21 protein-coding genes and 8 pseudogenes are annotated in these 23,170 nt (G+C 42.1%); 18 read left to right on the plus strand and 11 right to left on the minus strand.

Annotated features, from left to right (window positions below):
• Positions 1-34: 34 nt before the first annotated feature.
• Both JCM19055_RS15255 and JCM19055_RS15260 read right to left on the minus strand, forming a co-directional pair.
• Positions 35-581: pseudogene (locus tag JCM19055_RS15255) on the minus strand (biotin transporter BioY).
• 182 nt (positions 582-763) lie between these two features.
• Positions 764-1,965, minus strand: a pseudogene (locus tag JCM19055_RS15260) (MFS transporter).
• 329 nt (positions 1,966-2,294) lie between these two features.
• On the opposite strand from JCM19055_RS15260, the gene JCM19055_RS15265 reads away from it, so the two are divergent.
• The 4 genes from JCM19055_RS15265 (at position 2,295) to JCM19055_RS15280 (ending at position 6,039) form a co-directional block, all read left to right on the plus strand.
• Positions 2,295-2,978 (plus strand): glycerophosphodiester phosphodiesterase, encoded by a 684-nt coding sequence (locus tag JCM19055_RS15265; RefSeq protein ID WP_042360328.1) that lies wholly within the window; start codon positions 2,295-2,297, stop codon positions 2,976-2,978.
• A 75-nt stretch (positions 2,979-3,053) separates the two neighbouring features.
• Positions 3,054-3,650, plus strand: a complete 597-nt coding sequence (locus JCM19055_RS15270) for a hypothetical protein (RefSeq protein ID WP_042360329.1) — start codon at positions 3,054-3,056, stop codon at positions 3,648-3,650.
• Positions 3,651-3,769: 119 nt separating this feature from the next.
• Positions 3,770-4,231, plus strand: coding sequence for an S-ribosylhomocysteine lyase (locus tag JCM19055_RS15275; RefSeq protein WP_042360330.1), 462 nt, complete (start codon positions 3,770-3,772; stop codon positions 4,229-4,231).
• 131 nt (positions 4,232-4,362) lie between these two features.
• Complete coding sequence (locus JCM19055_RS15280; RefSeq protein ID WP_042360331.1) at positions 4,363-6,039, plus strand: formate--tetrahydrofolate ligase; 1,677 nt, start codon at positions 4,363-4,365, stop codon at positions 6,037-6,039.
• Here the strand turns inward: JCM19055_RS15280 and JCM19055_RS30010 are convergent.
• Both JCM19055_RS30010 and JCM19055_RS15285 read right to left on the minus strand, forming a co-directional pair.
• Positions 6,036-6,215: a hypothetical protein gene (locus JCM19055_RS30010; RefSeq protein WP_265182226.1), complete on the minus strand. Its 180-nt coding sequence runs from the start codon at positions 6,213-6,215 to the stop codon at positions 6,036-6,038. The two genes, JCM19055_RS15280 and JCM19055_RS30010, sit on opposite strands and share 4 nt — an antisense overlap.
• A complete protein-coding gene (locus JCM19055_RS15285) occupies positions 6,212-6,634 on the minus strand; it encodes an isochorismatase family cysteine hydrolase (RefSeq protein ID WP_265182227.1) in 423 nt (140 codons plus the stop codon). The genes JCM19055_RS30010 and JCM19055_RS15285 overlap by 4 nt, the downstream gene beginning before the upstream one ends.
• 86 nt (positions 6,635-6,720) lie before the next feature.
• Here JCM19055_RS15285 and JCM19055_RS15290 point away from each other — a divergent pair, with 86 nt between their 5' ends.
• Both JCM19055_RS15290 and JCM19055_RS15295 read left to right on the plus strand, forming a co-directional pair.
• Entirely contained in the window at positions 6,721-7,218 is a 498-nt protein-coding gene (locus tag JCM19055_RS15290) for an Lrp/AsnC family transcriptional regulator (RefSeq protein ID WP_042360332.1), read from the plus strand.
• A gap of 2 nt (positions 7,219-7,220) precedes the next feature.
• Positions 7,221-8,415: pseudogene (locus tag JCM19055_RS15295) on the plus strand (aminotransferase).
• Between the two features lie 23 nt (positions 8,416-8,438).
• Here the strand turns inward: JCM19055_RS15295 and JCM19055_RS15300 are convergent.
• Positions 8,439-9,776, minus strand: a complete 1,338-nt coding sequence (locus JCM19055_RS15300; RefSeq protein WP_042360333.1) for a sodium-dependent transporter — start codon at positions 9,774-9,776, stop codon at positions 8,439-8,441.
• Between the two features lie 214 nt (positions 9,777-9,990).
• Here JCM19055_RS15300 and yugI point away from each other — a divergent pair, with 214 nt between their 5' ends.
• Positions 9,991-10,419, plus strand: a complete 429-nt coding sequence (gene yugI, locus JCM19055_RS15305; RefSeq protein WP_042360334.1) for a S1 domain-containing post-transcriptional regulator GSP13 — start codon at positions 9,991-9,993, stop codon at positions 10,417-10,419.
• Between the two features lie 79 nt (positions 10,420-10,498).
• On the opposite strand, the pseudogene JCM19055_RS15310 reads toward yugI, so the two are convergent.
• Positions 10,499-10,730: pseudogene (locus JCM19055_RS15310) on the minus strand (DUF378 domain-containing protein).
• A gap of 116 nt (positions 10,731-10,846) precedes the next feature.
• On the opposite strand from JCM19055_RS15310, the pseudogene JCM19055_RS15315 reads away from it, so the two are divergent.
• The 5 genes and pseudogenes from JCM19055_RS15315 to JCM19055_RS15325 all read left to right on the plus strand — a co-directional run bounded on the left by JCM19055_RS15315 (position 10,847) and on the right by JCM19055_RS15325 (position 14,211).
• A pseudogene (locus tag JCM19055_RS15315) lies at positions 10,847-12,176 on the plus strand (glucose-6-phosphate isomerase).
• A gap of 70 nt (positions 12,177-12,246) precedes the next feature.
• Positions 12,247-12,411, plus strand: coding sequence for a YugN family protein (locus JCM19055_RS24295; RefSeq protein WP_193745460.1), 165 nt, complete (start codon positions 12,247-12,249; stop codon positions 12,409-12,411).
• Positions 12,412-12,440: 29 nt separating this feature from the next.
• On the plus strand, positions 12,441-12,653 hold the full coding sequence (locus JCM19055_RS25685; RefSeq protein WP_265182233.1) for a YugN-like family protein: 213 nt from the start codon (positions 12,441-12,443) through the stop codon (positions 12,651-12,653).
• 20 nt (positions 12,654-12,673) lie between these two features.
• Positions 12,674-12,829: a hypothetical protein gene (locus JCM19055_RS27515; protein WP_169965845.1), complete on the plus strand. Its 156-nt coding sequence runs from the start codon at positions 12,674-12,676 to the stop codon at positions 12,827-12,829.
• Between the two features lie 280 nt (positions 12,830-13,109).
• Positions 13,110-14,211, plus strand: a pseudogene (locus JCM19055_RS15325) (transposase).
• Positions 14,212-14,727: 516 nt separating this feature from the next.
• Here JCM19055_RS15325 and JCM19055_RS15330 read toward each other — a convergent pair.
• From JCM19055_RS15330 to JCM19055_RS15345, 4 genes are read right to left on the minus strand one after another with little or no spacing between them, the layout of a single operon-like run.
• Positions 14,728-15,531 carry a M15 family metallopeptidase gene (locus tag JCM19055_RS15330; RefSeq protein WP_081833750.1) on the minus strand — a complete coding sequence of 268 codons (804 nt, stop codon included), beginning with the start codon at positions 15,529-15,531 and terminating at the stop codon, positions 14,728-14,730.
• A 17-nt stretch (positions 15,532-15,548) separates the two neighbouring features.
• Positions 15,549-15,962, minus strand: coding sequence for a disulfide oxidoreductase (locus tag JCM19055_RS15335; protein ID WP_042360335.1), 414 nt, complete (start codon positions 15,960-15,962; stop codon positions 15,549-15,551).
• Entirely contained in the window at positions 15,959-16,450 is a 492-nt protein-coding gene (locus tag JCM19055_RS15340) for a thioredoxin domain-containing protein (RefSeq protein ID WP_081833751.1), read from the minus strand. The genes JCM19055_RS15335 and JCM19055_RS15340 overlap by 4 nt, the downstream gene beginning before the upstream one ends.
• Positions 16,339-16,656, minus strand: a complete 318-nt coding sequence (locus JCM19055_RS15345) for a hypothetical protein (protein WP_042360337.1) — start codon at positions 16,654-16,656, stop codon at positions 16,339-16,341. Before JCM19055_RS15345 ends, JCM19055_RS15340 begins: the two co-directional genes overlap by 112 nt.
• A 204-nt stretch (positions 16,657-16,860) precedes the next feature.
• On the opposite strand from JCM19055_RS15345, the pseudogene JCM19055_RS15350 reads away from it, so the two are divergent.
• Positions 16,861-18,343, plus strand: a pseudogene (locus JCM19055_RS15350) (catalase).
• Between the two features lie 59 nt (positions 18,344-18,402).
• On the opposite strand, the gene JCM19055_RS15355 reads toward JCM19055_RS15350, so the two are convergent.
• Positions 18,403-19,164 carry a hypothetical protein gene (locus tag JCM19055_RS15355; RefSeq protein ID WP_042360338.1) on the minus strand — a complete coding sequence of 254 codons (762 nt, stop codon included), beginning with the start codon at positions 19,162-19,164 and terminating at the stop codon, positions 18,403-18,405.
• A 121-nt stretch (positions 19,165-19,285) separates the two neighbouring features.
• Here JCM19055_RS15355 and JCM19055_RS15360 point away from each other — a divergent pair, with 121 nt between their 5' ends.
• From JCM19055_RS15360 to JCM19055_RS15385, 5 genes and pseudogenes are all read left to right on the plus strand, one after another.
• On the plus strand, positions 19,286-19,741 hold the full coding sequence (locus JCM19055_RS15360) for an acyl-CoA thioesterase (protein WP_042360339.1): 456 nt from the start codon (positions 19,286-19,288) through the stop codon (positions 19,739-19,741).
• A 210-nt stretch (positions 19,742-19,951) separates the two neighbouring features.
• Positions 19,952-21,120, plus strand: a pseudogene (locus JCM19055_RS15365) (NupC/NupG family nucleoside CNT transporter).
• A 345-nt stretch (positions 21,121-21,465) separates the two neighbouring features.
• Positions 21,466-22,023: a hypothetical protein gene (locus JCM19055_RS15375; protein WP_042360341.1), complete on the plus strand. Its 558-nt coding sequence runs from the start codon at positions 21,466-21,468 to the stop codon at positions 22,021-22,023.
• Positions 22,020-22,580 (plus strand): hypothetical protein, encoded by a 561-nt coding sequence (locus tag JCM19055_RS15380; RefSeq protein WP_042360342.1) that lies wholly within the window; start codon positions 22,020-22,022, stop codon positions 22,578-22,580. Before JCM19055_RS15375 ends, JCM19055_RS15380 begins: the two co-directional genes overlap by 4 nt.
• Before the next feature lie 116 nt (positions 22,581-22,696).
• Entirely contained in the window at positions 22,697-23,086 is a 390-nt protein-coding gene (locus JCM19055_RS15385) for a GntR family transcriptional regulator (RefSeq protein WP_042360343.1), read from the plus strand.
• Positions 23,087-23,170 lie beyond the last annotated feature (84 nt).

Below are 23,170 nucleotides of genomic sequence, written 5' to 3' on the forward strand. Positions count from 1 at the left end.
CTACACATGAGAAAGAAGTATTGATCATGAATCGTTAAGAAAATTGTGAGGATAGCGGTCGTTTTACAAGTTGTGGCAGTTGATGCGCGATGATCGCAGCCATAACTGTTAAGATGACGTCTTTGATGAAAGGCAGCACCATCCAAAGCCACACAAGTCCGTAAGAGAATTCATCAGGAGCACCAAAACCGAGCATATAAATGCCATACATCCAGTTGGTGCCGATCAAGTAGTTCGCCAAAAGTCCGACAAAGCTAGCAACAACATACGTTTGATCGTCGGTTCAGCTTTTCGTTCAATGATCTTTCCGACGACAAAAGCAACAACGATAAAAGACAGAATGAAACCAAAGGTTGGGCGAACAAACATCCCTGGTCCACCATGGAACTGTGTAAATACAGCGCGCCGAGTAAACCAACAAGAGCATAAACCGTCATCGCCCAAGCGCCTCGTTTACTACCGAGTACAGCTCCAGTTAAAATCGCCATAAATGTTTGAAAGGTCACCGGTACTCCGAAGATAACAAGAAATGGAAAGAAACTCGTAATATTAGATGCAACAGCCATCAGTGCAACGAACATAGCAATAATGATTAGGTCGAAAGTTCTCACAGTTCCATCTCCTCTAGTTATGTATGGTTTGAACTATAGCGTGTCGACTTTCTATTGTCAACTTAAATTTATAATTGGTTAACGATATAGACGCGAACAAAAATAACCGCTATAAGGTGAGCGTGTAACTCGACCTTGCAGCGGTTATTGGATTAGACTGTTTTCTCTTGTCGTGATGATTTTGGCTGTTTGTTATCACTATTTTCATGAGAGAGTACGAGCTTCAAACAAATTGCTGCTACGAAGAATAGCCCTCCTGTAATAATGAACACCATTGGAATGCCTAACGTCCCGGCAATAAAACCACCCGAAACAGGACCGATGACATTTCCGAGAAAGCGGAAGCTTTGGTTGTAACCGAGTACTTCGCCTTGCATCGAGATGGGACAGACTTGACGAATGTAAGCGGTCGTACATGGAATTAATCCACCGACTGCAATCCCGAATAAGAAACGAAGTAGTATTAAATGCCATAGTTCAGTAACAAAGGCTTGAGGTATGAAGAATAATCCTGACAACAATAGCAGCACGAGCATGATTTTCTCATGACCGATTCTGTCCCCGATCTGCCCCCATTTTCTCGTGGCCACTAAGTTCCCAAGCCCTGTAACAGAAAATGCAAGTCCAGCTAAAAACGCGAGATTCTCCGTTTGTGTCAGACTATCCACGTACAATGCAAGCAATGGCTGGACGCTAAAGTTGACGAGTTGTATTAGCATTGCAACGACCATAACCATAATGAGAACAGGCTTGGCTCCAATATGTTGAAGCACTTCTTTCCAGTGATAGCGTCTGCGCTTTTCACCTTTTTCTTCGTAGATGACTTCTTTGACACCGACAATGACGAGTATTGTTGCAAGTACGAGCACACTTGAGGTAATTAAAAACGTTAATTGCATCCCAACTGTATCCGCAATCATTCCACCCATCAGTGGTCCGAGTAAACCACCAGATACCGTACCGGTTTGAAGGGTACCGAGTGTTTCACCAGCCGTGCGTTTATCACTTTGAGCGGAGATTAATGCCATCGATGCAGGGATAAAGCCTGTCGCAAGTCCCATAAATGCCCGTAATACAAACAGTGATTCAGCGGATTGGACATACCCCATTAAAAACACACTAATTGCGATCCCAAAGCCAGTGCCAATCAATATTTTCTTCCTGCCAAAGCGATCTCCAATTCTACCCATAATGGAGAAACGAGAAAGGCAACTAAAAAGGAAACACCAAAGGTCAGCCCGGCCCATCGCTGTACTTCAGCTGGTGTGTAGCCACCAAAAGAGTCGATATACAGTGATAAGAACGGCAAAACCATTGTCATACTTGCTCCGACGAATAGGTTCGCAAACCACATAATAGTCAAGTTACGTTTTTTAACTTTGATGATAATCACCTTCGTTTATGATTGAAGTCAAACGTGTAAAAGAGAAGTAAGAACATGACATGAAGGGATAGAAGAAGATCAAGACACGTGAAGATGCACTCTGATTTACAGAGTGTTGGTGAGTGTTCAATTTATTTCGCTTATCTAAATAATACATCACTCTGATAAAGTGAGTCAAAGACGCTGTTCGTGCTCCTATGTGAAAAATGCTAGAATAATCTAGCCATTTCATTGAAATGCTCTTCTTGATTAAGAATTTCTAACGTATGCTATAAGGAACAGGTAAGGGAGTGATTCAGTTGGTTGAAACGACGGTTAAAGTAGTTGCCCACCGTGGAAGTACGAAAGGTTCAATCATCCAAGAAAACACACTCCCAGCGTTTGAACGTGCCATTATGTTAGGTGCCGATTACATTGAAACGGATCTTCGAAAAACGGTGGATGGACAAATCGTCTGTGTTCACGATGAAACGATTCAAGGGAAGAAAGTGAAGTATTTAACGTATGCTGCATTGAAAAAACGAGGGGTGCCAAAGTTAGAAGAAGTGTTGCACCTGTGCAAAGGAAGAATTCGCCTCAACTTAGAGTTGAAAGAACAACAGCTCGAAGCAGAGCTTATTAAACTTGTAAATCAAAGCGACATGAGTCATGAAATCATCGTTACGTCATTTGACTTAGATGCTATTCGAATGATCCAACGTATGAATCCAATTATTCAAACCGGTGTGATTATCGGAAAACGCAATCGCTTCCAAAAAAGACGTTTGCGACTCACTCACGTTGATGTCGTGTGTGTTCACTATTCCTTACTTACCGACGAACTGGTGACTCTCGTTGAAAACCAAGGGTCCATGCTTTGGGTTTGGACAGTCAACAACCGTTCGACTATACAAAAAAGCTTGAAAAAGAACATTGATGGCGTGATTACGGATGAGGTTACGCTATGTCGAAACGTCCTCATGGATAATGAAGCGTTCCGATAAGGCTCATTGTTACATATTCGCGTTCTATGCATAGGCTACTGTAGCGAATGACTGTAAAAAGGAGAGCCTTAATCCATGTCTAGACTTGAGGTATTTGCCGCATGGATGATTGTGACCGGGACGGTCTTTGAAGCCGCATCGGTTACACCGAAGTTCCCGTTAACTGATGAACAGCGTGAATCATTGGAGACGGTTGGTGTTGCATTACAAGCAGCGGGCGATACGATAATTTATGAACTCATCGAGGATTACAATCTAGAGAAGTTAGGAACGGGTTTATTTGCAATTGGAAATTTAACGATCTTACAAGGCTTACTTCGCGATATTGATGATGAGCAAATGACTAGATTTGATATGCAAGGAAATGCGATTCAAGCACTTGGTGGCAGCATCATCTTGCCGGATTTGCTTCCACTTGAGAAATCTAAAGCAGAAATTCTTGAATTCTATGGCCTTACAATCGAAGTCATAGGCAACGTGTTACACGTATTTGCAGGTGCCAAAAATTTACGTGGTGAAGACGGAGATGGCGATACGCTAGATCTATTCGGCGCTTGGGCGCAAGTGTTAGGTTCAACGATGGGAGCGGTTGGTCTTAAAATCAGTTTAGCAGAAGAGGAGATGAGTGAAAGGATCAAGAAGCCAACTTGTCTCAACAATTCGAAGAAATGAAGGTGAGGTTAGCGGCTAAATAGTCGTAAAGCACTCTGGAATGATGCAAGATTGAATGATTGCCAAATGTTTTGTCCGTGTCGTAAACTAAGTGTAATTGATGATTGGAGTGATGAGTAATGGCTTCTAGAGTCGAAAGCTTTGAATTAGATCATACAAAAGTAAAGGCGCCATACGTAAGGCAAGCTGGTGTTCAGCATATTGGTACAGATGGCATTGTTCATAAGTTCGATATTCGTTTTGCACAACCGAATGTAACGAATCTAAATCCACCTGAAATTCATACACTAGAGCATTTGCTTGCGATTCATATTCGTGAATATACGGAAGCGTACGATCATATTGAGATTATTGACTTGTCACCGATGGGTTGTCAGACAGGGTTTTATTTAATCGTTGACGGTCCTGCACAAGTCACAGAGATTATCGACATCTTAGAGAAAACAATGACGAGAGGACTTCAATATGACTATGTGCCTGCAGCGACTGAGTTAGAATGTGGCCAGGCAAAATTACACGATCTTGACGTTGCTAAGACGTGGATGACGTATTGGCTAAAGCAAGACAAAAAAAAGAGTTAGAACAAGTCTTTTAAAGGGCGAGCCAAGTTGGCTCGTTTTTTTCTTTTGTAAATTGTTTGTTTTTAGAGCTTTCAGAGTGCTCTGTACTTCATGTATACTTATGACGGAATAGATCAAAAAGGGGTAATCATATGGCGAATACTGACATAGAAATTGCACAACGAGCGAACATGTTACCAATTGAGGAAGTGGCAAATCGTTTAACGATTCAATCAGAACAACTTGAGCTGTATGGAAAGTATAAAGCGAAATTAGCAGATGATGTTATCGACCCTTCTAATGATGATCAAGACGGAAAGCTAATCCTCGTCAGTGCAATCACACCAACCCCAGCTGGTGAAGGAAAAACGACAACAACGGTTGGATTGGGAGATGCTTTAAATCAACTCGGTAAGAAGGCTGTTATCGCATTACGTGAGCCATCTTTAGGTCCAGTGTTTGGAATGAAAGGTGGAGCCGCTGGTGGAGGACACTCGCAGGCAGTGCCTATGGAAGAAATAAACTTACATTTTACAGGAGATATGCACGCAATTGGGGCAGCGAACAATTTGTTAGCAGCATTAATTGACAATCATATTTATCAAGGCAATGAACTAAGCATTGATCCTAAAACGATTACTTGGAAGCGTTGCTTAGATATGAATGACCGTCAACTTCGAAACATCGTAAGTGGTTTACAAGGGAGTACGAACGGTGTGCCTAGAGAAGATGGATTTGACATAACCGTAGCTTCTGAAATTATGGCAATATTATGCCTTGCAAGTGATCGAGGCGATTTGAAGAAACGTTTACAAGAAATCGTCATTGGATTTACATATGAAAAGAAAGCCGTCACTGCAGGTGATCTGAAAGCAGAAGGCGCACTTGCTACGATTCTAAAAGACGCGTTTAATCCTAACCTCGTGCAAACACTTGAAAACAACCCCGTCATTATTCATGGCGGTCCATTTGCAAACATTGCCCACGGTTGCAACTCTGTTATCGCTACAAAAGCTGCGTTAAAGCTTGGTGATTATGCCGTTACTGAAGCAGGTTTTGGTGCGGACCTTGGTGCTGAGAAGTTCGTGAACATTAAATGTAGACAATCAGGGCTTCGTCCATCTGCAGGTGTACTCGTTGCAACCGTTCGAGCATTAAAGATGCACGGAGGTGTCAAAAAGGAAGATTTGGCAGAAGAGAATCTCGGTGCAATAGAAAAAGGCATTGCAAACCTAAAGCGCCATTTCAACAATATGCAGGAAGTGTATAGGATCCCAACGGTTGTCTCCATCAACCAATTTCCAACCGATACAGAAGAAGAGCTTGCGCTCGTGCAGTCATTATGTGAACAAGCTGGCATACAAGCCATTCGTTCGACCGGTTGGCGTGATGGTGGAAAAGGCGTAATTAATCTTGCTAAAGCGGTTGTCAATCTCAGCGAGGAACAAGAGTCTACGGTTACATTCACTTACAATGACGATGAAAGCTTAGAAGAAAAAGTGAAAGCCGTCGTAACAACTGTATATCGTGGAAGTGGCATTCAGCTCTCAAAGAAAGCAAAAACGAAACTCCGCGAGTATGAGCAATTAGGATACATTCAGTTACCGGTCTGTATCGCAAAAACACAATATTCATTTAGCGACGACATTAACCTTGGAAGCACGCCTGAAGCATTCACGGTTCAAGTTCGAGATGTGAAGCTCAATAGCGGTTCACGTTTTATCGTTGTCGTCACAGGCGCGATTCTTACGATGCCAGGCTTACCGAAAAAGCCAGCAGCTGAGAACATCGATGTTGATGAAAAAGGCGTGATTTCTGGCTTGTTTTAAATGGTCCGTTCATAATAGTCGTCTGCTTCTTTTAACATGGAATTGATTACGAGTTGATCTGATGGTGTTGTAGTTGCTCTTAGTACCGTATTCATTATCGATATCGCTTGGTCATTTTCTTCTTTCGTAAGCGATGCCGACAAGTCAGATGGAACGATTAACTTGAACTTTCTCATGTACGCATCATTCGCAGTGAAATGTACACACATATTTCCAGCATTCCACAAATTAATAATGTCTGAACGTCGAGTTGACGGAGTAAAATGTCGAGCGGCGTTGCGTAGAACCCGGAGAATTGCGGTTTGAGTACAAAATAATCGTCGTCTTCGGGTTTTATCTTTTCATTAAATTTTCGAACATTTCCCTGTTGTTGCAAGCAATGTGAATATAAGTCTTTAAAGTCGCTTTGCCATCTACCGTAGTTGTCATTTACATAAATAATCGGGACATTATGGGCTTTTAATTGTTTTTTTAGTATAGAAATTTTGTTGGGTAACTCTGAAGCGCTTGCAAGAAGGTCTTGACCATCTTCAAATGAAAAATCATTGATCATATCAATAATTAGCATAGCCATTCTTGGCGATGAATGTTTCATAATTTCCTCCAAACATAAAATGGGATAACTATGATAAGATACGATTGTATGCGAAAACTAACCTCAGTATATAAGGGGACCTATAAATGAGTAAAGAGCAAGAAACGAGACTCCTTCGTATTCTCGAACAAAATGGAAGAATTGATACTGAAGTCTTAGCAAAAATGCTCGATGAAGACGAAGAAACGGTTATTCAAACGATTAAACGTCTAGAAGATGAACATGTCATTTTAAGTTATGCTGCTGTTATTAACTGGAACAAAGTTGAGCAAGAAAGCCAAGTCGCTGCCATGATCGACGTAAAAGTTACGCCACAACGTGGCGTTGGCTTTGATGAAGTGGCTAATCGAATTCAACGCTTCCCGGAAGTGAGTGCGCTCTATTTGATGTCAGGAACGTATGATTTATCCGTAATGGTTGAAGGCCAGACGATGGAAGGCGTAGCACGCTTTGTCTCAGATAAATTATCGACATTAGATGCTGTGTTATCAACAACGACACACTTCCGTTTGAAAAAGTACAAGCATGACGGCATCGTCTTTGGTGAAGGTGAGAAGGATCGTCGAATGGTGGTTTCACCATGAGTATGACCGCAAAAAAAACGAATCACAGATTATCCAAAGCTGTTACAAGCATTGAGCCTTCTGGAATTCGAAAGTTCTTCGAACTGGCATCAACGATGGAAGATTGCATCTCATTAGGTGTCGGAGAACCTGATTTCGTTACTCCGTGGAACGTGCGAGAAGCATGCATGACTTCCCTTGAGCAAGGCTACACAGCTTATACTGCAAATGCGGGATTGTTAGAGCTTAGAATGGCGATATCTGATTATATGGAAGATGCTTTCGACGTTACGTATCGACCTGAAGAAGAGATTATCGTTACGGTCGGTGCAAGTGAGGCGATTGATTTAGCAGTGCGAGCTACGGTCGACCCAGGAGATGAAGTGCTCGTCGTCACACCGTCATTCGTGTCATATAGCCCGTTGATTACACTGGCAGGAGCAACACCAGTTCCGGTGCTCACAGATTCATCGACGAACTTCAAGTTAACCGCTGAGCGACTTGAAGAGGCGATTACAGAACGAAGTCGTGCGATCATTCTTTCGTTCCCGAACAACCCGACAGGTGCAGTAATGACGAAAGCAGAATTAGAGGCAGTGGCACATGTCATTCAAAAGCATGACCTGCTCGTTTTTTTCAGATGAAATTTACGCTGAGTTAAGTTACGATGAGCCCCACACAGCATTTTCATCTATTAAAGATATGAAAGATCGTACGATATTAATTAACGGTTTTTCTAAAGCATTTGCGATGACAGGCTGGAGACTTGGTTTTGTATGCGCACCGAACGACATTACTGAAGCGATGCTGAAAATCCATCAATATTCACTCATGTGTGCACCAACCCAAGCACAACACGGTGCGTTAGAAGCACTTCGAAGTGGCGGAGATGAACTGAAGAAGATGGTGGAAAGTTATTATAGTCGCCGGAATTACATCGTAAACTCCCTAAATGAAATTGGTTTATTGTGTCATATGCCTGGTGGTTCATTTTATGCATTTCCATCGATCGAAGCGACGGGAATGGATGATCAAACCTTTGCAGAGAAACTACTACTTGAAGAAAAAGTAGCCGTCGTACCTGGATCCGTATTTGGTGAAGGTGGCGAAGGACATGTACGTTGTTCATATGCCACAGGCATGAAGCAATTGCAAACAGCCGTAGAACGAATCGAGCGTTTCGTTAAACGCCATACAAAAACCAACCCGACTTCGTAAAGAAGCGGGTTGGTTTTGTGTTGTTATCCGAAAATCAAATAGAAGAAAACGACAATGATACATAGAGGCGTTATAAAACGAATCATGAGTAACCAAATGGAGAAGAAACCATCTCCGAAATTGCTTCCACGCAGTAATTCGTCTTTCAGATCTCGTTTTTTCATCTTGTATGCAACGAATAGCGAGATGAGTAAAGCTCCGAGTGGGAGTAAAATGTTACTGACTAAATAGTCGACCGCATCAAAGAAAATCATGCCGAAGAAATAAGTTTCCGAAAGTAAACTGTATGACAAGTTCGACGGAATTCCCATTGCAAAGATTAGCAAGCCGACGATCCAAGTCATTCGTTTTCTCAAATACTCTTTGCCGCGAATTAAAGGAGTTACGATAATTTCAATCAGTGAGAATGCTGAGGTTAACGTTGCAAATAGCATTAAGAGCATAAATAGAAAGAAGAATACTTCCCCAAATGCAAGCTGACCGAAAACAGCAGGTATGACGCTAAAAATGAGCATCGGACCTTGATCAGGTGGCATATCAAAAGCATAAAGCGCTGGGAATATCGCAAGACCAGCCATGATCGCAATCAATACACTGAGTAGAACAACGGACCATGCCGAAGAAGGGAGGCTCGCGTTTTTATCAAGGTAAGAACTGTACGTAACCATGACTGAAACCCCTAAGCTTAATGAGAAAAAGGCTTGCCCGAGTGCAAAGAGAAATGTATCTCCTGTTAAAGCTGAGAAATCAGGTTGTAAAAAGTAAACGACACCTTCATATGCACCGTCGAGTGTTAATGAACGGACCATAAGGATCAAGAAGATAACAAAAAGTGCGGGCATCATATAGATGCTTGCTTTTTCAATGCCTTTCTTGATTCCCATTTGAACGACTAGAATGGTCATCACCATAAACGTAAGGTGTGCAATTCCTACTTCCCATGGATTAGAAGTAATTTGCTCAAAAAGGGCAGCGTGATCGCCGTTAGGAGGGTTGGTTACGTTCCCTGTGAAGCTCCGTACAAAATATGTTGTAATCCAACCTCCAACAACACTATAAAATGATAATAATAGAAAGGAAGCAACCATCCCGATAATTCCGATTAAATGCCATTGCCCTTTCGGTGCAATTTTACGGTAGGCTTCAATGGCGCCTTCTTTCGTAGAGCGACCGAGTACAAACTCAGCAAGAAGTAAGCTCGCTCCGACAGTCATAAGTAAAATGATAAAGATAAAAAAGAAAAGTCCACCGCCTTGCTCTCCGGCGACGTAGGGTAGTCGCCAAACGGTACCGAGGCCGATCGCTGAACCGGCTGCGGCTAATACAAACCCTACTCTTGAACCCCAACTATCTCGCTGCATGTATGTAAGAAACCTCCTTTTTATGATACGTTTAACAGTAATTCAGAAAACTTCTACGTGTCAACTGGTTTTTATTGCTTAGATAAATGCCCTTTATCGACTTACTTCCTAATTATATTTAGCAATTTGAAACATTTACCGTTAACTTCGCTTTGCCTGTTTAGTGAACTTATGGTATGATTTATGAGTTAATAAATGATTAGGGGATGTTTGAATGTCTGTAACACAATACGAAGTTGGCAGCATTGTTGAAGGTAAGATTACCGGTCTTAAGCCGTTTGGTGCTTTCGTTGCCTTAGATGAGAAGAACCAAGGCTTGGTTCACATTTCTGAAGTCGCTCATGGTTATGTGAAAGACATTAACGAAGTTCTTTCCGTTGGTGAAGAAGTTAAAGTTAAAGTCAAGTCCGTTGATAGCGATTCTGGAAAGATTTCTTTATCCATTCGTGCTACTCAGCCTGCCCCTGAAGGGTCTGAGCAAAGAAGCGAGCGTCCACGTAACAATAACAACCGTGGACCGAAGAATTTCAGCAGCAACAACAACAAGAATCAAGGGTTCAACACTCTTGAAGACAAGCTGAAAGATTGGTTAAAGCAGTCTAACGAGATCCACGCTGACCTCAACAAAAGAGCACGTAAATAACTGTCAACCCCAATAAATTAAACCCGGACGACGCCTCGCTTTTCGGCAGTCCGGGTTTTTTTTAGAAGTTTAATGATACCTAATGTCTTTCTGGCTCAGGGCTTCTCTCTAATTCTTCACTAGGCTTGAAGAGAATTGATAAGCTATATAGACCAGCAAGACCTACGATTGCATAAATTACTCTGGCAAAAGCAGCAGATTGGCCACCGAAAATTGCTGCCACTAAGTCAAAGCTAAAAAAATCCTATAAGACCCCAGTTAATCGCACCGATAATCACTAAAATGAGTGCAATACGTTGTAAACCGCTCATCAAACGTCACCTCCTATCGTACGCACTTAAGGTACATACATAGGGTGATGAATTTGATGTTTCGTTATGTACGATTAAAGCGGGAACTGTTTCCACATCAGTAAGGAGGTTTTCGTATGATAACATTCTCAAATATATACGCGGATTCTTTTATTAAGTCGCATGAATATGAGCAACTTAAACCGAGCCTATCCATCGCTCACGAGCAACTTCACAATCAAACCGGAGTCGGTGCAAATTACTTAGGATGGCTCGACTTACCTCTTGATCTCAATCAAGATGAGTGGGAACAAGTTCAAGAAAAAGCAAATGAAATCAAAGAAAATGCGGATGTACTGATTGTTGTCGGAATTGGGGGCTCATATTTAGGTGCGAAGGCAATTATTTCTGCATTAACACCAACGTTTAAACGAAGCGATTTAGGGCCTGAAGTCGTGTTTGCGGGTCAACACCTTGATGGTGATTACCTTGATGACATGTTTGAAGCCTTTCAAGATCGTAGTGTTTATGTGAATGTCATTTCAAAATCTGGCACGACGACAGAACCTGCAATTGCCTTTCGGTTTATTAAGCGTTGGATGGAAGAGCGATACGGTCAAGAGGCAGCCAAGCGCATTATTGCAACGACCGATGCGAAAAAGGGAGCTTTACGTGAACTAGCTGAAACCGAAGGCTATGATACGTTTATCGTACCTGATGATGTTGGCGGGCGCTATTCTGTGCTTACGTCTGTAGGACTTTTGCCGATTGCTGTTGCAGGGATTGATATTCTTGAGCTGTTACGTGGAGCTGAACAAGCAAAAAAACAGTTTGATGTGGATGACTTGGAGCAAAATGCGGCTTATCAATACGCAGCCTTTCGCACTCTGTCCTATAAAAAGGGAAAAACAATTGAATTATTAGCAACGTTTCACCCGAAGCTTCATGAATTAAGTGAGTGGTGGAAGCAATTGTACGGAGAAAGTGAAGGAAAAGACGGAAAAGGTTTATTCCCAGCTTCGGTTCAATACACAACAGACTTACACTCACTCGGGCAGTACGTACAAGAGGGTCAGAGAACGATGATTGAGACCGTCTTAAATATTCGTTCACAAACGAAGACGTTACACGTACCAAACGATGCAACTGATTTGGATGGATTAAATTATTTAGCAGGCAAATCGCTGCATGACATCAATCAAAAAGCAGTTCAAGGTGCAATGCTTGCTCACATTGATGGGCAAGTGCCGACGAGTCTGATTGAATTAGATGCCTTAGATGCGAGGCATTTAGGTGCGCTCATTTACTTTTTTTGAAAAAGCATGTGCGATGAGCGGTTATATGCTCGGAGTAAATCCGTTTGATCAACCTGGTGTTGAAAGTTATAAACGCAACATGTTTGCCTTGTTAGGGAAGCCGGGTTACGAATTAGAACGACAAACGTTAGAAAAGCGTCTGTGGGAATAACTCCCGTCTTATTTTTTTGTATGAAATGGACTACGTTTAGGGGAGGGTAATGGCAAAAGGAGGCGGCTTCATGATTGAACTGCGATCAGCCATTACCGATTTAACACTAAACATGCACGACTTAGAAAAACAACTACACCCACTAGGGTTTGTTACGAGCGACAATTGGGATTATGATCACGGATATATCGATTATCAAATGGACGACTCTGGAGAAGCGTATCATTTTTTTTAAGGATTCCTTATAAAGCAATCCAAGGTGAAATCGGATCAGGGAACCCCGAAGTACAATTAGGGCAACCGTTCTTGCTCGCCCATCGATATGAATCAGGAATTGAACACGATGGGATCACCGCTTATAGTGCTGTCTATAACCAGTTTTCAGCACCAGAGGAAAAAGATGCGTATGTCGATCAAAAGTACATCCGAGACGGTGTTCTCATCTTAAAGGAAGTCGAGAATCGTCTCGTTCATTAGTCGTCCAAGGGAGAGGTACTATGGGAGCGATTCTTTTTGGTGCGGCCGTTTTTGTCGGATGGACCCTCATTGATTTAAGTAAACATAAAGAGCTGAAGAAAGAAAATGTGCTCGGCTCATTATTCGTAGCCATCATCGCTGCAATTGGCTGGGCAGTATTTGATCTTATTTTATAGGGCGGGGATGAGATAAAGCACCTCGCTTAAGATCAACTTTAAAATAGAAGCAGTCGTTGAAAAGCATCGCTCATTTGAGCGATGCTTTTCATTTTGGGTCTGTGGGATTATTGTAGCAAGCGTAGGCAGAGGTGTAGCAAGCGTAGGCAGAGGTGTAGCAAGCGGATGCAGAGATGTAGGATTAAGTCCATATAATTGTGTAAATAGAAAAAGAGTCATTTCATTCCTTCTTGTCCAAACTGTTTTTACCCATAAAAACAAAACAGGAAAGAGGAATGAAATGACTCAATTACAGTTTACCCTCAATATGGATGAATTAAAAGATGCTGTACTAAGTTCGGATATGGAAGTCGTTGTGAAATCTTCGATCGTGTTAATCTTAAACGAATACATGGAGATGGAGCGCGAGGAGTACCTTCAGCTTGCCCCCTATGAACGCTCCAGTGAGCGGCACGATTATCGTAACGGCTATTATGATCGGGACTACACGTAAAGTATCGGTAAGCTCCAGCTTAAAGTGCCGCGCACGCGAAGTGGCAACTTCTCCCCAACCATCTTTGAAAGGTATGCTCGGATGGATCAGGCGTTTGTCCTTTCTATGTTGGAGATGGTCATTAATGGGGTTTCAACACGCAAGGTCACGCATGTTGTCGAACAATTATGTGGCGAGAACATCTCCAAGTCGTTTGTCTCTAATTTGACAGAAAAACTTGATCCGATTGTAAAGGCTTGGGCACAGCGCCCCTTAAACACCAAGTACTATCCCTATATCTTTGCGGATGCCATGTATATCAAAGTTCGTGAATACCAACGAGTCGTATCGAAAGCCGTCTATATTATCGCAGGGTTTACGGAGGATCATCGTAGAGAAATTTTCACGAGGAATCCAATCACCAAAACTCGTCATTTCGGATGCTCACCAAGGCCTTCAAAAAGCGATTCAACGAGCATTTATTGGCACAAGTTGGCAACGATGCAACGTGCACTTTAAACGAAATATCCTGAACAAAGCACCAAAAAAGGATAGCGCAGAATTTTGGAAACTCCTCAAGCGAGTTTTCGATGCCGCAACGCTTGAGGACATGCGCCAATTCAAAGCGGAGCTTGTGGCAAAGTACACGGATCAATCCAAGTATCAAGCCGCGCTGAAAATCCTTGAAGACGGGTTCGAAGACACGATTCAATACATGGCGCACCCTGAAAATTTACGTGTATACATCCGCAGCACAAACTGGATTGAACGATTGAACCAAGAGGTTCGTCGCCGAGAACAAGTCATTCGAGTATTCCCGAACACCCAATCCGCCTTTCGTTTAATTGGTGCTGTACTGATGCAATACCAAGAAACGATCTATAACAAGCATCGTTCGTTAAATGGATAGAGTTCTTTGTTAACTGAACTCCAAAGCCCAGTCGATCGCCCCCGGTAGAGAATATCAAAGTGAAGAAACCTTTGACATCCTCTACCGAAGCCGAAGGTCAAAGGCAAGAAGTTAAGATAACAAAAAAATGGTGGTATAAAGCAAAAACAGTTACTGGACCGGAATCAAATGAATTTACACATAAAGATGGACTTGACTAGATGTAGCAAGCGTAGGCGGGGATGTAGCAAGCGGAGGCAGAGATGTAGCAAGCGGAGGCAGAGATGTAGCAAGCGGATGCAGGGATGTAGCAAGCGTAGGCAGGGATGTAGCAAGCGGAGGCAGAGATGTAGCAAGCGCAGGCAGGGGTGTAGCAAGCGCAGCGCGCAATACAGCAAGCTGAGTCAAAGAGCCTGCTTCCTGGCTTCTCCAGACAGTAGTAAGAGTTGAAAAAGCCACAGTTTCATTACCAATCTCCCTCGCCTTTCAAAGAAAAACCCCCTCCAAGCCTACTTTGGAGGGGGTTAGCTGTCGATTTTAGATTGCGGTTGCTTTTTCGAAAAACTCTTCTAATGTTAAGTCGTGCTCAACCATCATTGTAGCGATCTCTTCGCCGACATAACGAAGGTGCCACGGTTCATAGCTAATGCCTGTTACATCAACTTTATGTTCTTCGTAGCGGATAATATATCCGTGCTTGTGTGCATTTTCTTCTACCCATTGCCCTTCAGGGGTATCTCCAAAAGCTTCGCTGAGTAAGAAATTATTGCTTTCACTAGACACGTCCATGGCTAGGCCGGTTTGATGTTCGCTGTTTCCGGGATAAGCAATCGTTTCACTTGCGATGTCTTCTCCTCGTTCTGCTGCGGCGTTTGAGAAGATGGCATCTTGACGATCGTAAGAACGGTATCCTGACACTGCAAAAAGGTGAATATCGTCTTCAACCGCAGCTTCGAATAAGGATTCGAGTGCGATCGCTGCAGGTTCACGTAAGTAGCGCTTTTCGACATCTTCGTCAAACGAAAACGTAACATCTGGGACGACAAGATCTTCTGGTTCGTATCCTTCAGGTAATGCGTACTCATAATTAACGAGGACGGCTACGTTATCTGGATTTTGAATGACTTCTTGTCCATCAACCGTCTCTGTTTGTGTGCAATGCTCCGCGTCGATTGACCACGGGTCAGTTTCGGCACTTGCTTCAGGTGTTGGTTCTTCAACTTCATCAATCTCATCGGTCGAATCAGTTGGGGACGGCTCGTCTTGATCTAGATTTCCGCAACTTGCAAGTACGAACAAGGCGGATGTGATGACGAATGCCTTTAAAAGTTGTTGAGCCAAATGTGCCCCCTACCTTTCTAGTTGTGTTTCGGTTTTGCTAAAAATAATAATACAGTAATTAAAAGAAAAGCAACGAGTGCTTGGAACGGAATCGTAATAAATCCAAGTACGTTCATATATTCAGCGTTACAAGGAACTCCCGATTGACAAGGGGTTACACTCCCAAAACCAGGAATCTTTTGTAAAGCATAATGATACGCAGCCATGACCGCTCCAATAATGCTAAACGGCAATGCGTACCATCGGATGTTAAAGTCTGATCGAAACGTTGCGATACCGAGAATAATCGCTAGCGGATACATTGCGATGCGTTGGTACCAACACATGTCACATGGAACAAACCCTAAGCCGATGCTATAAAACAGGCTTCCTCCTGTTGCGATGAGTGAGATCACCCAAGCAACATAAAGGAAAATTGAAGATCTAGTCATGACGCATTCTCTAATTGTTCTTCAATAATTTCTGAGATTGCATCGTAATCAAACGGATCACTAACTTCAACGTCATTTACAAAGATTGTCGGTGTGCCTGTTACATCAAACTCTTCAATCATCTCATGCTCTCGCTCAATTTCGGACATATATTCTTGTTGTTCGATGGATTCACGGAGTTCATCTTGATCGACGCTAGGCGCTGTTTCTTCAGCTACTGCGAGCACTTCATCGATCCCGATTGTTGAACCTTGTACACCAGCGGTTTGCATGAGTGCATGGTGGAAATCCCAAAATTCATCATCGCTCGCATCATTATGAACTTTGTGACTAGCTAGAGAAGACACTAATGATTCTTCACGGAAACCTAGGTAATTTACATAGGAATAAGAAACGTCACCAGAGTCGAGATAGTCTGCTTGAAGTTCCGGGAATACTTCGCGGTCCCAAGTTCCACATGCCGGACATTTGTAGTCTCCAAACTCAATGACAGAAACTGTCGCATTTTCATCCCCGTATGTCGGTTGCTCATCAACTGGTGGAGCCCCTTCGTGAACATTTGCCGAATTACTGCTCCATCACTATTAACGACGAATAGTAAGGCCCCCATGACAACGACGAGTAGTGCTGTAATTGCTACGAGAAATTTCATTGGGGCTTTGTTCGTTTTTGTTTGCTTACGATTTTTAGCCAAAACCTCTCACCTCTTAGGAATAAATCTATTAGTTTTCACCATCATAACACTTTCCGTTTCCTCTTATACAAGGAAGGTGTGACATTTTCAAAAAAACAATCCTTAAAACGTTTTATAAAAAAAAGATAAAGGGTATCTCGTTCTCTATAGCTGACTATGTGGACACCGAAGTGGTGCCTGTAATAAACATAGCATGATAGATGCATGGAGGGGATTAGTTTGTCAAAACGTTTAACAACAAATCAAGGTGTACCTGTACCTGACAACCAAAACTCAAGAACGGCTGGTAGCGAGGTCCTACATTACTCGAAGATTATCACTTAGTAGAGAAGCTCGCCCATTTTGACCGCGAAAAAGTACCCGAGCGTGTCGTTCATGCACGTGGAGCGGGTGCGCACGGTGTGTTTGTTACAAAGAAAAGCCAAAAGCGCTATACGAAAGCACACTTTCTACAAAAAGAAGGACAAGAAACGCCCGTATTTGCTAGATTTTCAACAGTAATTCATGGGCATCATTCTCCAGAGACATTGCGAGACCCACGTGGATTCTCCATTAAATTCTATACAGAAGAAGGAAACTATGATTTCGTAGGAAACAATTTGCCGGTATTCTTTATCCGTGATGCCATTAAGTTCCCAGATGTTATTCACTCGTTAAAGCCAGATCCTACGACGAATCTTCAAGACCCGAATCGCTATTGGGATTTTATGGCGAATAGCCCTGAGACGACGAACATGCAACTTCACCTCTTTAATGATGAAGGAATTCCACGTTCGTATCGACATCTTCGTGGATCAAGTGTCCACGCATTCAAGTGGATTAATGCTCATGGGAATACGACGTATGTAAAGTATCGTTGGGTCCCAAAAGCAGGCATTGAAGGCTTGTCACCAGATGAGGTGAAAGAGATTCAAGGAGAAGAATTTAACCATGCGACTCGTGATTTATACGAGCATATTGAAAATGGTGATTACCCGGAATGGGATTTATATATTCAACGCCTTGATCCAGCTGACTTGGATTCGTTTTATTTCGATCCATTAGATGCGACGAAAGATTGGCCAGAAGAAGATTTCCCTTATGAGCACGTCGGTACGATGATCTTGAATAAAAACCCTGAGAACGTATTCTCTGAAACGGAGCAAGTTGGGTTTAACCCGGGCGTCCTCGTTCCTGGAATTCAAGCTTCGGAAGATAAGATGTTGCAAGGTCGAATTTTCTCTTACTCAGATACGCAACGTTACCGTATTGGCGCGAACTATTTACAATTGCCAATTAACTGTCCATTTGCTCAAACGAACAATAACACTCAAGATGGTGTCATGGCAAATCCGAAGTTCCAGCCAACTAGCTCAGTGAATTATGAGCCGAGTGAAGAAGGACTTCAAGAGTCAGATGAAGAACTAGAATTTGACCAACCGTTGCCTGACAACGCCGTTGCTGGACGTAATAAAACCGAAAAAGCGGATGATTTTCGTCAACCAGGCGAACTATATCGCGGTTTGATGAAGAGAAGCAAAAGCAAATTATTCGTACGTTAACGGATGAGTGGAGTCAAGTGAAGAACGAACAAGTCGTCTTGAAGCTCATTTGCAACATGTATCGAGCAGACGAACAATTAGGAAAGACCCTAGCGGATAACTTAAATGTAGATATCACACCTTATGTCGGGCAAGAGACACGTTAAATTCCAAGGTGCTAATTGAATGAAAGGGCTGCAATCTCCATTGCAGCCCTTTCATTACGTTATTCTTCTTGTTGTTCGATGGTGACATCACTTGGCACTTCAAATAACGATTCATCAAATTCCGGATCAATTGTATACTCAACGACGCGTCTACCGTCATTTAAGTTCTGTACTTCGTCATCGGATTCATTTTCAGCATTGTATTCATATTGTGATTGAACTTCGAAAAACGTTTCTTGGTCGAACCAATAATGGGTACGGTGTTGGTCTTCAGTGACGATAATGTGATGCGTGTTATAATCTCCGACTTCCTCTTCGCCACCATACGAAAGCTGCGCATGTTCCAGCGCATGCTCATACATTGGAACGGCAACGTACGTTTCTCTTGCTTGACGATTAGGGTATGTAAATCCTTCATTTGTATCGCTCGTATATTCAACGATATAACCATCTTGTTCTAAACTCGTAAACGTTACTTGAACAGTAGTTTCTTCGTTGTCCTCTTGGCTTAGCTGATCAAAATGGTGCACTTCATGGCGGAACTGTTGTGGCTCATCGTCTTCAAGAGCAAACATCCATTCATATTCTAATGCTTGTCGCCCACCATCTTCCACATCGATAACGTGCTCCCGTTCAACATAAAGTCCACTTAGTTCATCATAAAACGAAATCGCCTCAGTTAGAATTTCGACAGCTTGCTCGTCATGTTCGACTGTTTCTTCACTTTCATCAGGAATTTCTGTATCTTGTTCTTCACGATCTGTGCATGCAACGAGGATTATAAGGAATGATAATAAGGAAGCATATCGGAAATAGGACATGCATAAAACTCCCTTTCTTCTATAATTAATTATACCTAGTATAACATGTTGGAAGTTTTTACTAGAACTAATAAACCTAACCGAGATATACTAGAGGAAAAAGTAAGGATGAATATGAACGATGAGTAAACCAACATCAAGAGCAATGGGACATTCTCATACGCTACAAACCCACCTCGTTAGTCCGCAAGATACGAACCATTTGAACACGATATTTGGTGGTAACATATTGGCATATATCGACGAAGCCGCTGCAATCTGTGCGATGCGACATTCTAGTGAAATTGTCGTGACAGCTTCTGTTGATAGTGTTGATTTCCATGCGTCTGTTCAAAAAGGTGAGATTGTTAACGTTGAAGCATGGGTCGCATCTACAGGAAGATCTTCAATGCTCATTTATGTCCATGTAAGTGTTGAGAATCCATTAACGCAAGAAGTGAAAACGACAACAACGTCGTTTTTAACAATGGTTGCCATTGATCAATCGGGCAAGTCTACACCCGTACCAGGTGTGTATCCGGAGACGCAAACGGAGAAGGATATCGTAACGCTTGCTGAAGAGCGAACATCACGTTAAGTGAAATCGAATGACATTTTTTTATCGTATTCGTACAAAATCTGACATAGTTAATTAAGGAATTGTCCATAATATATTGCGGTCGACAACTTTCGATGATACTGTTAATAGTGGTTTGGGAACGAATCGGATGTAATATAACTATGGGGAGGTACTGCAATGGATATTTTAATTAATATTCTTTGGGGGCTTGGGGCAATTATCGTTTTAATGGGCCTCGCATACTTATTATCTCTTGAAAAGAAAGCGATTAATTTCCGCACAGTACTTGGTGCATTAGCGATCCAAATACTCACTGGTGCGATCTTTTTAAGTTGGACAGGAGGTCAAGAGGCACTCCAATGGATTAGTGGAGTTGTCGTCGGGATGCTTGGCGCAGCCAATGAAGGGATTGGTTTCTTATTTGGTGGCTTAGAGCAGACTGTCGGTGGACATGTCTTCTTTATTAACGTACTTTCTGTCATCATTTTCTTTGCAGCATTTATGGGAATTCTTTGGTACATCGGTGTCATGCCGTTAGTCGTTAACACGTTAGGACTTGTCGTTTCTAAAGTGCTTGGACTTAGTCGAGCAGAGTCAGTGGCAGCGACAGCAAATATCTTCGTAGGAGTTACAGAATCACCACTATCAATTAAGCCGTACTTAGCGAATATGACTCGTTCAGAGTTGTTTACGGTCATGACGGTCGGTTTAGGTACAGTAGCAGGTTCTGTTTTAGCAGGTCTCGTTTCAATGGGAACTGATCCAGGATTTCTAATTGTAGCCAGTTTTATGGCAGCACCTGCCGGGATTGTTATGGCTAAGATTGTAATCCCAGAAACTGAAACACCTGAAACACAAGAGAAGATCAAAATTGAAAGAGACTCTGATGTTACGAACGTTGTGGATGCAGCAGCTAAAGGAACGACAGACGGTTTGAAATTAGCACTTAACATTGGTGCAATGGTTCTAGCATTCGTTTCCCTCGTCGGTCTTGTTAACATTGGTCTTGGTGTATTTAATGAAAGCTTAACGTTAGAACTCATTATGGGATATGTATTTGCCCCATTTGCTTTCTTGATTGGTGTTCCTTGGGAACAAGCTCCACTCATTGGCAGATGATCGGTGAAAAGACAATCCTCAACGAATTTATTGCTTTTGGAACTCTAAATGAAGCCATTGCAAGCGGTGCAATTACAGATCCGCGTATTATTGCAATCGCAACATTTGCATTGTGTGGTTTCGCAAACATTGGAACCGTTGCCATTCTAATTGGTGGTCTTGGAGCACTCGTTCCGAGCCGTCGTGGTGACATTGCGAAGTACGGTCCTCGTGCCCTCTTGGCAGCAATTCTTGCGAACCTGATGAACGGTGCAATTGCCGGTATGATGATCTTTTGATGAACATGTAAAGTCCATTCAACGTACGCGTTGAGTGGGCTTTTTTTATATTTTAAGAACGTTTTATTAAAAAAAGTTTGAAAATAGTCTTGTGTCATCATCGTTAGTGTTATACTGTGTATATAGATATAAACACATGAACAGTATAAATGGGGTGATTGATGATGAAGCAAGTCTGGCAACTAGCGTGGTTTGAGATGAGACACATTTCAGTTTTTAGTATTATTATGTTTATAATCTTGGTTCCAGTATTAGGTTTTGGTGCTTCGTTTGTATTACGAGAAGGTCTGCCGTTAGGGTTTGATTTGATTTTTTTTACTTATTATCGTTTTTTATTCAGCAATCATGACCTTATCTGAACAAAGCTATAAAGATAATGAAAGAACTGGACTGATTCAAACGTCAGTATACCGATATGCGAGACGGTTCCCAATATTAGAACGAAAGCTCTTTTATAGCCGTGTGGTTGCAAATATTGCCCGGGTGATGATTCTCGCCGTACTACTTTTCTCGGTGATCGTCTGGTCTTTGAACAATCAGCAACTTGAATTTGGAACGCTTCAACATGTAGCGTTTGTTCTCCTTTGGTTTAGCATCGGTTTAAGTTCAATTGCCATTGTCTTAAATGAAGGCTCTGAGAAAAGCTTTCGGAAGTATTATAAGAACTCATGGAAAAAGGAATATTTACAGGCTTTTGTGTTTTTAATTGTTTATGGAATTGTTCAACTTCTTGTTTACTCCTTTACCGGTACGACCGTGTCATCATTGCAAGCAACTGTGACATTTGCTAGTAGTGAGCCGTTCTTAGCCATTGGATTTGCGTTACTCTTCAGTATGTTAATTACTGTAATTGTATTAAAGCGTGGGGTTAGCAAATTAAGAAAGCGAGGTGTTGATGAATGAAAACAACACTTTTCTTGATGAAATCAAGTATGTCATCCATTTTACCTTGGGGTTGGGCAACGACGATGATTTGGTACGTTGCCTACGGTGCAATGTTTTCAATTTTTTCGGAGGGGAATGCGGACTCCTATTCATTACTCGCGTATGTTTTGGAGTTCTTATTTATTATTACTCCTCTCGTCATATTTCCTTCGTTTACAGTCGGAATGGGGATCACGAGAAAAATGTACATGAGGCGACTTCCCGTAAGCGAGAAGCAGCTTTTCGTCTCAAATATAATAATTACGTTATTATTTATGTGGATGGCACCTTTTATTGGTACGGTTATTCATGTTTTTAAAGAGATTCATTTAATGGATTACTTTTTACCGCTTATTCTAACGTGGTTAGCTCTAAGTTCAGTAGCAACGATTACAGCGGTATTTCCGCTATTTGGTCCGAGGGCGCTTGGGATCGGATACTTTTATTACTTGGTGATTATCGTTGTGCTATACGTTGGATTTGGTTCCTTTACGTTTATGCAACAAGGTTCTTACTTTTACTTTTTTTATTACTGATTCAGTAGCAACGAATCCGCTCATTACGGTTCTTTGTAGTCTCTTGTTCGGCTTCATCGTCATCGCATTGGTATTGATCGTTGGATTTAGAAAGATTCACGAAAAGGAGGGAGCAGATGTCGTTACCGATTGAAATTAATGAAGAACGTCAAGAACCGATCTATCATCAGATTGAAGAGCAAATTATGACGTTAATCGTCTCGGAGCATCTGCTTGCAGAGACTGCTTTGCCTTCCATTCGTGCACTTGCTTCTCAACTCGGTTGTAGTGTGATTACGACGAGACGGGCGTATCAGAATTTAGAGCAACGAGGCTACATTAAAACCGTACGAGGGAAGGGAACGTTTGTGCAACAGATTGATACGAAAGAAAAATCAACGCAAAAGTTTAAAACGGTCCACGATGCTGCGAAGCGCGCCGTACAAATTGCGAAGCAACATGAGTATTCAGAAACTGAGGTAAAAGAACTGTTCTTAACGATCATAAAGGAGGAATACGATGCTTAAAGTGAGAGGACTAACGAGAAGAATGGGCGAAAAACGGTTAGAATCAATCAATTTAGACGTTGAGCGTGGAACCGTACATACGAT

Origin of the sequence: Geomicrobium sp. JCM 19055 (assembly GCF_000698185.1) — a bacterium.
Taxonomy (GTDB): domain Bacteria; phylum Bacillota; class Bacilli; order Bacillales; family Marinococcaceae; genus Geomicrobium_A; species Geomicrobium_A sediminis.

Excerpts from the sequence above, each read along its gene's own strand:
- JCM19055_RS15270 (WP_042360329.1), top strand. The coding sequence starts at position 3,054 with ATGTCTAGACTTGAGGTATTTGCCGCATGGATGATTGTGACCGGGACG.
- JCM19055_RS15275 (WP_042360330.1), top strand. The coding sequence starts at position 3,770 with ATGGCTTCTAGAGTCGAAAGCTTTGAATTAGATCATACAAAAGTAAAG.
- JCM19055_RS15280 (WP_042360331.1), top strand. The coding sequence starts at position 4,363 with ATGGCGAATACTGACATAGAAATTGCACAACGAGCGAACATGTTACCA.
- JCM19055_RS30010 (WP_265182226.1), bottom strand. The coding sequence starts at position 6,215 with ATGAGAAAGTTCAAGTTAATCGTTCCATCTGACTTGTCGGCATCGCTT.
- JCM19055_RS15285 (WP_265182227.1), bottom strand. The coding sequence starts at position 6,634 with ATGAAACATTCATCGCCAAGAATGGCTATGCTAATTATTGATATGATC.
- JCM19055_RS15290 (WP_042360332.1), top strand. The coding sequence starts at position 6,721 with ATGAGTAAAGAGCAAGAAACGAGACTCCTTCGTATTCTCGAACAAAAT.
- JCM19055_RS15300 (WP_042360333.1), bottom strand. The coding sequence starts at position 9,776 with ATGCAGCGAGATAGTTGGGGTTCAAGAGTAGGGTTTGTATTAGCCGCA.
- yugI (WP_042360334.1), top strand. The coding sequence starts at position 9,991 with ATGTCTGTAACACAATACGAAGTTGGCAGCATTGTTGAAGGTAAGATT.
- JCM19055_RS24295 (WP_193745460.1), top strand. The coding sequence starts at position 12,247 with ATGATTGAACTGCGATCAGCCATTACCGATTTAACACTAAACATGCAC.
- JCM19055_RS27515 (WP_169965845.1), top strand. The coding sequence starts at position 12,674 with ATGGGAGCGATTCTTTTTGGTGCGGCCGTTTTTGTCGGATGGACCCTC.
- JCM19055_RS15335 (WP_042360335.1), bottom strand. The coding sequence starts at position 15,962 with ATGACTAGATCTTCAATTTTCCTTTATGTTGCTTGGGTGATCTCACTC.
- JCM19055_RS15355 (WP_042360338.1), bottom strand. The coding sequence starts at position 19,164 with ATGTCCTATTTCCGATATGCTTCCTTATTATCATTCCTTATAATCCTC.
- JCM19055_RS15360 (WP_042360339.1), top strand. The coding sequence starts at position 19,286 with ATGAGTAAACCAACATCAAGAGCAATGGGACATTCTCATACGCTACAA.
- JCM19055_RS15375 (WP_042360341.1), top strand. The coding sequence starts at position 21,466 with ATGACCTTATCTGAACAAAGCTATAAAGATAATGAAAGAACTGGACTG.
- JCM19055_RS15380 (WP_042360342.1), top strand. The coding sequence starts at position 22,020 with ATGAAAACAACACTTTTCTTGATGAAATCAAGTATGTCATCCATTTTA.
- JCM19055_RS15385 (WP_042360343.1), top strand. The coding sequence starts at position 22,697 with ATGTCGTTACCGATTGAAATTAATGAAGAACGTCAAGAACCGATCTAT.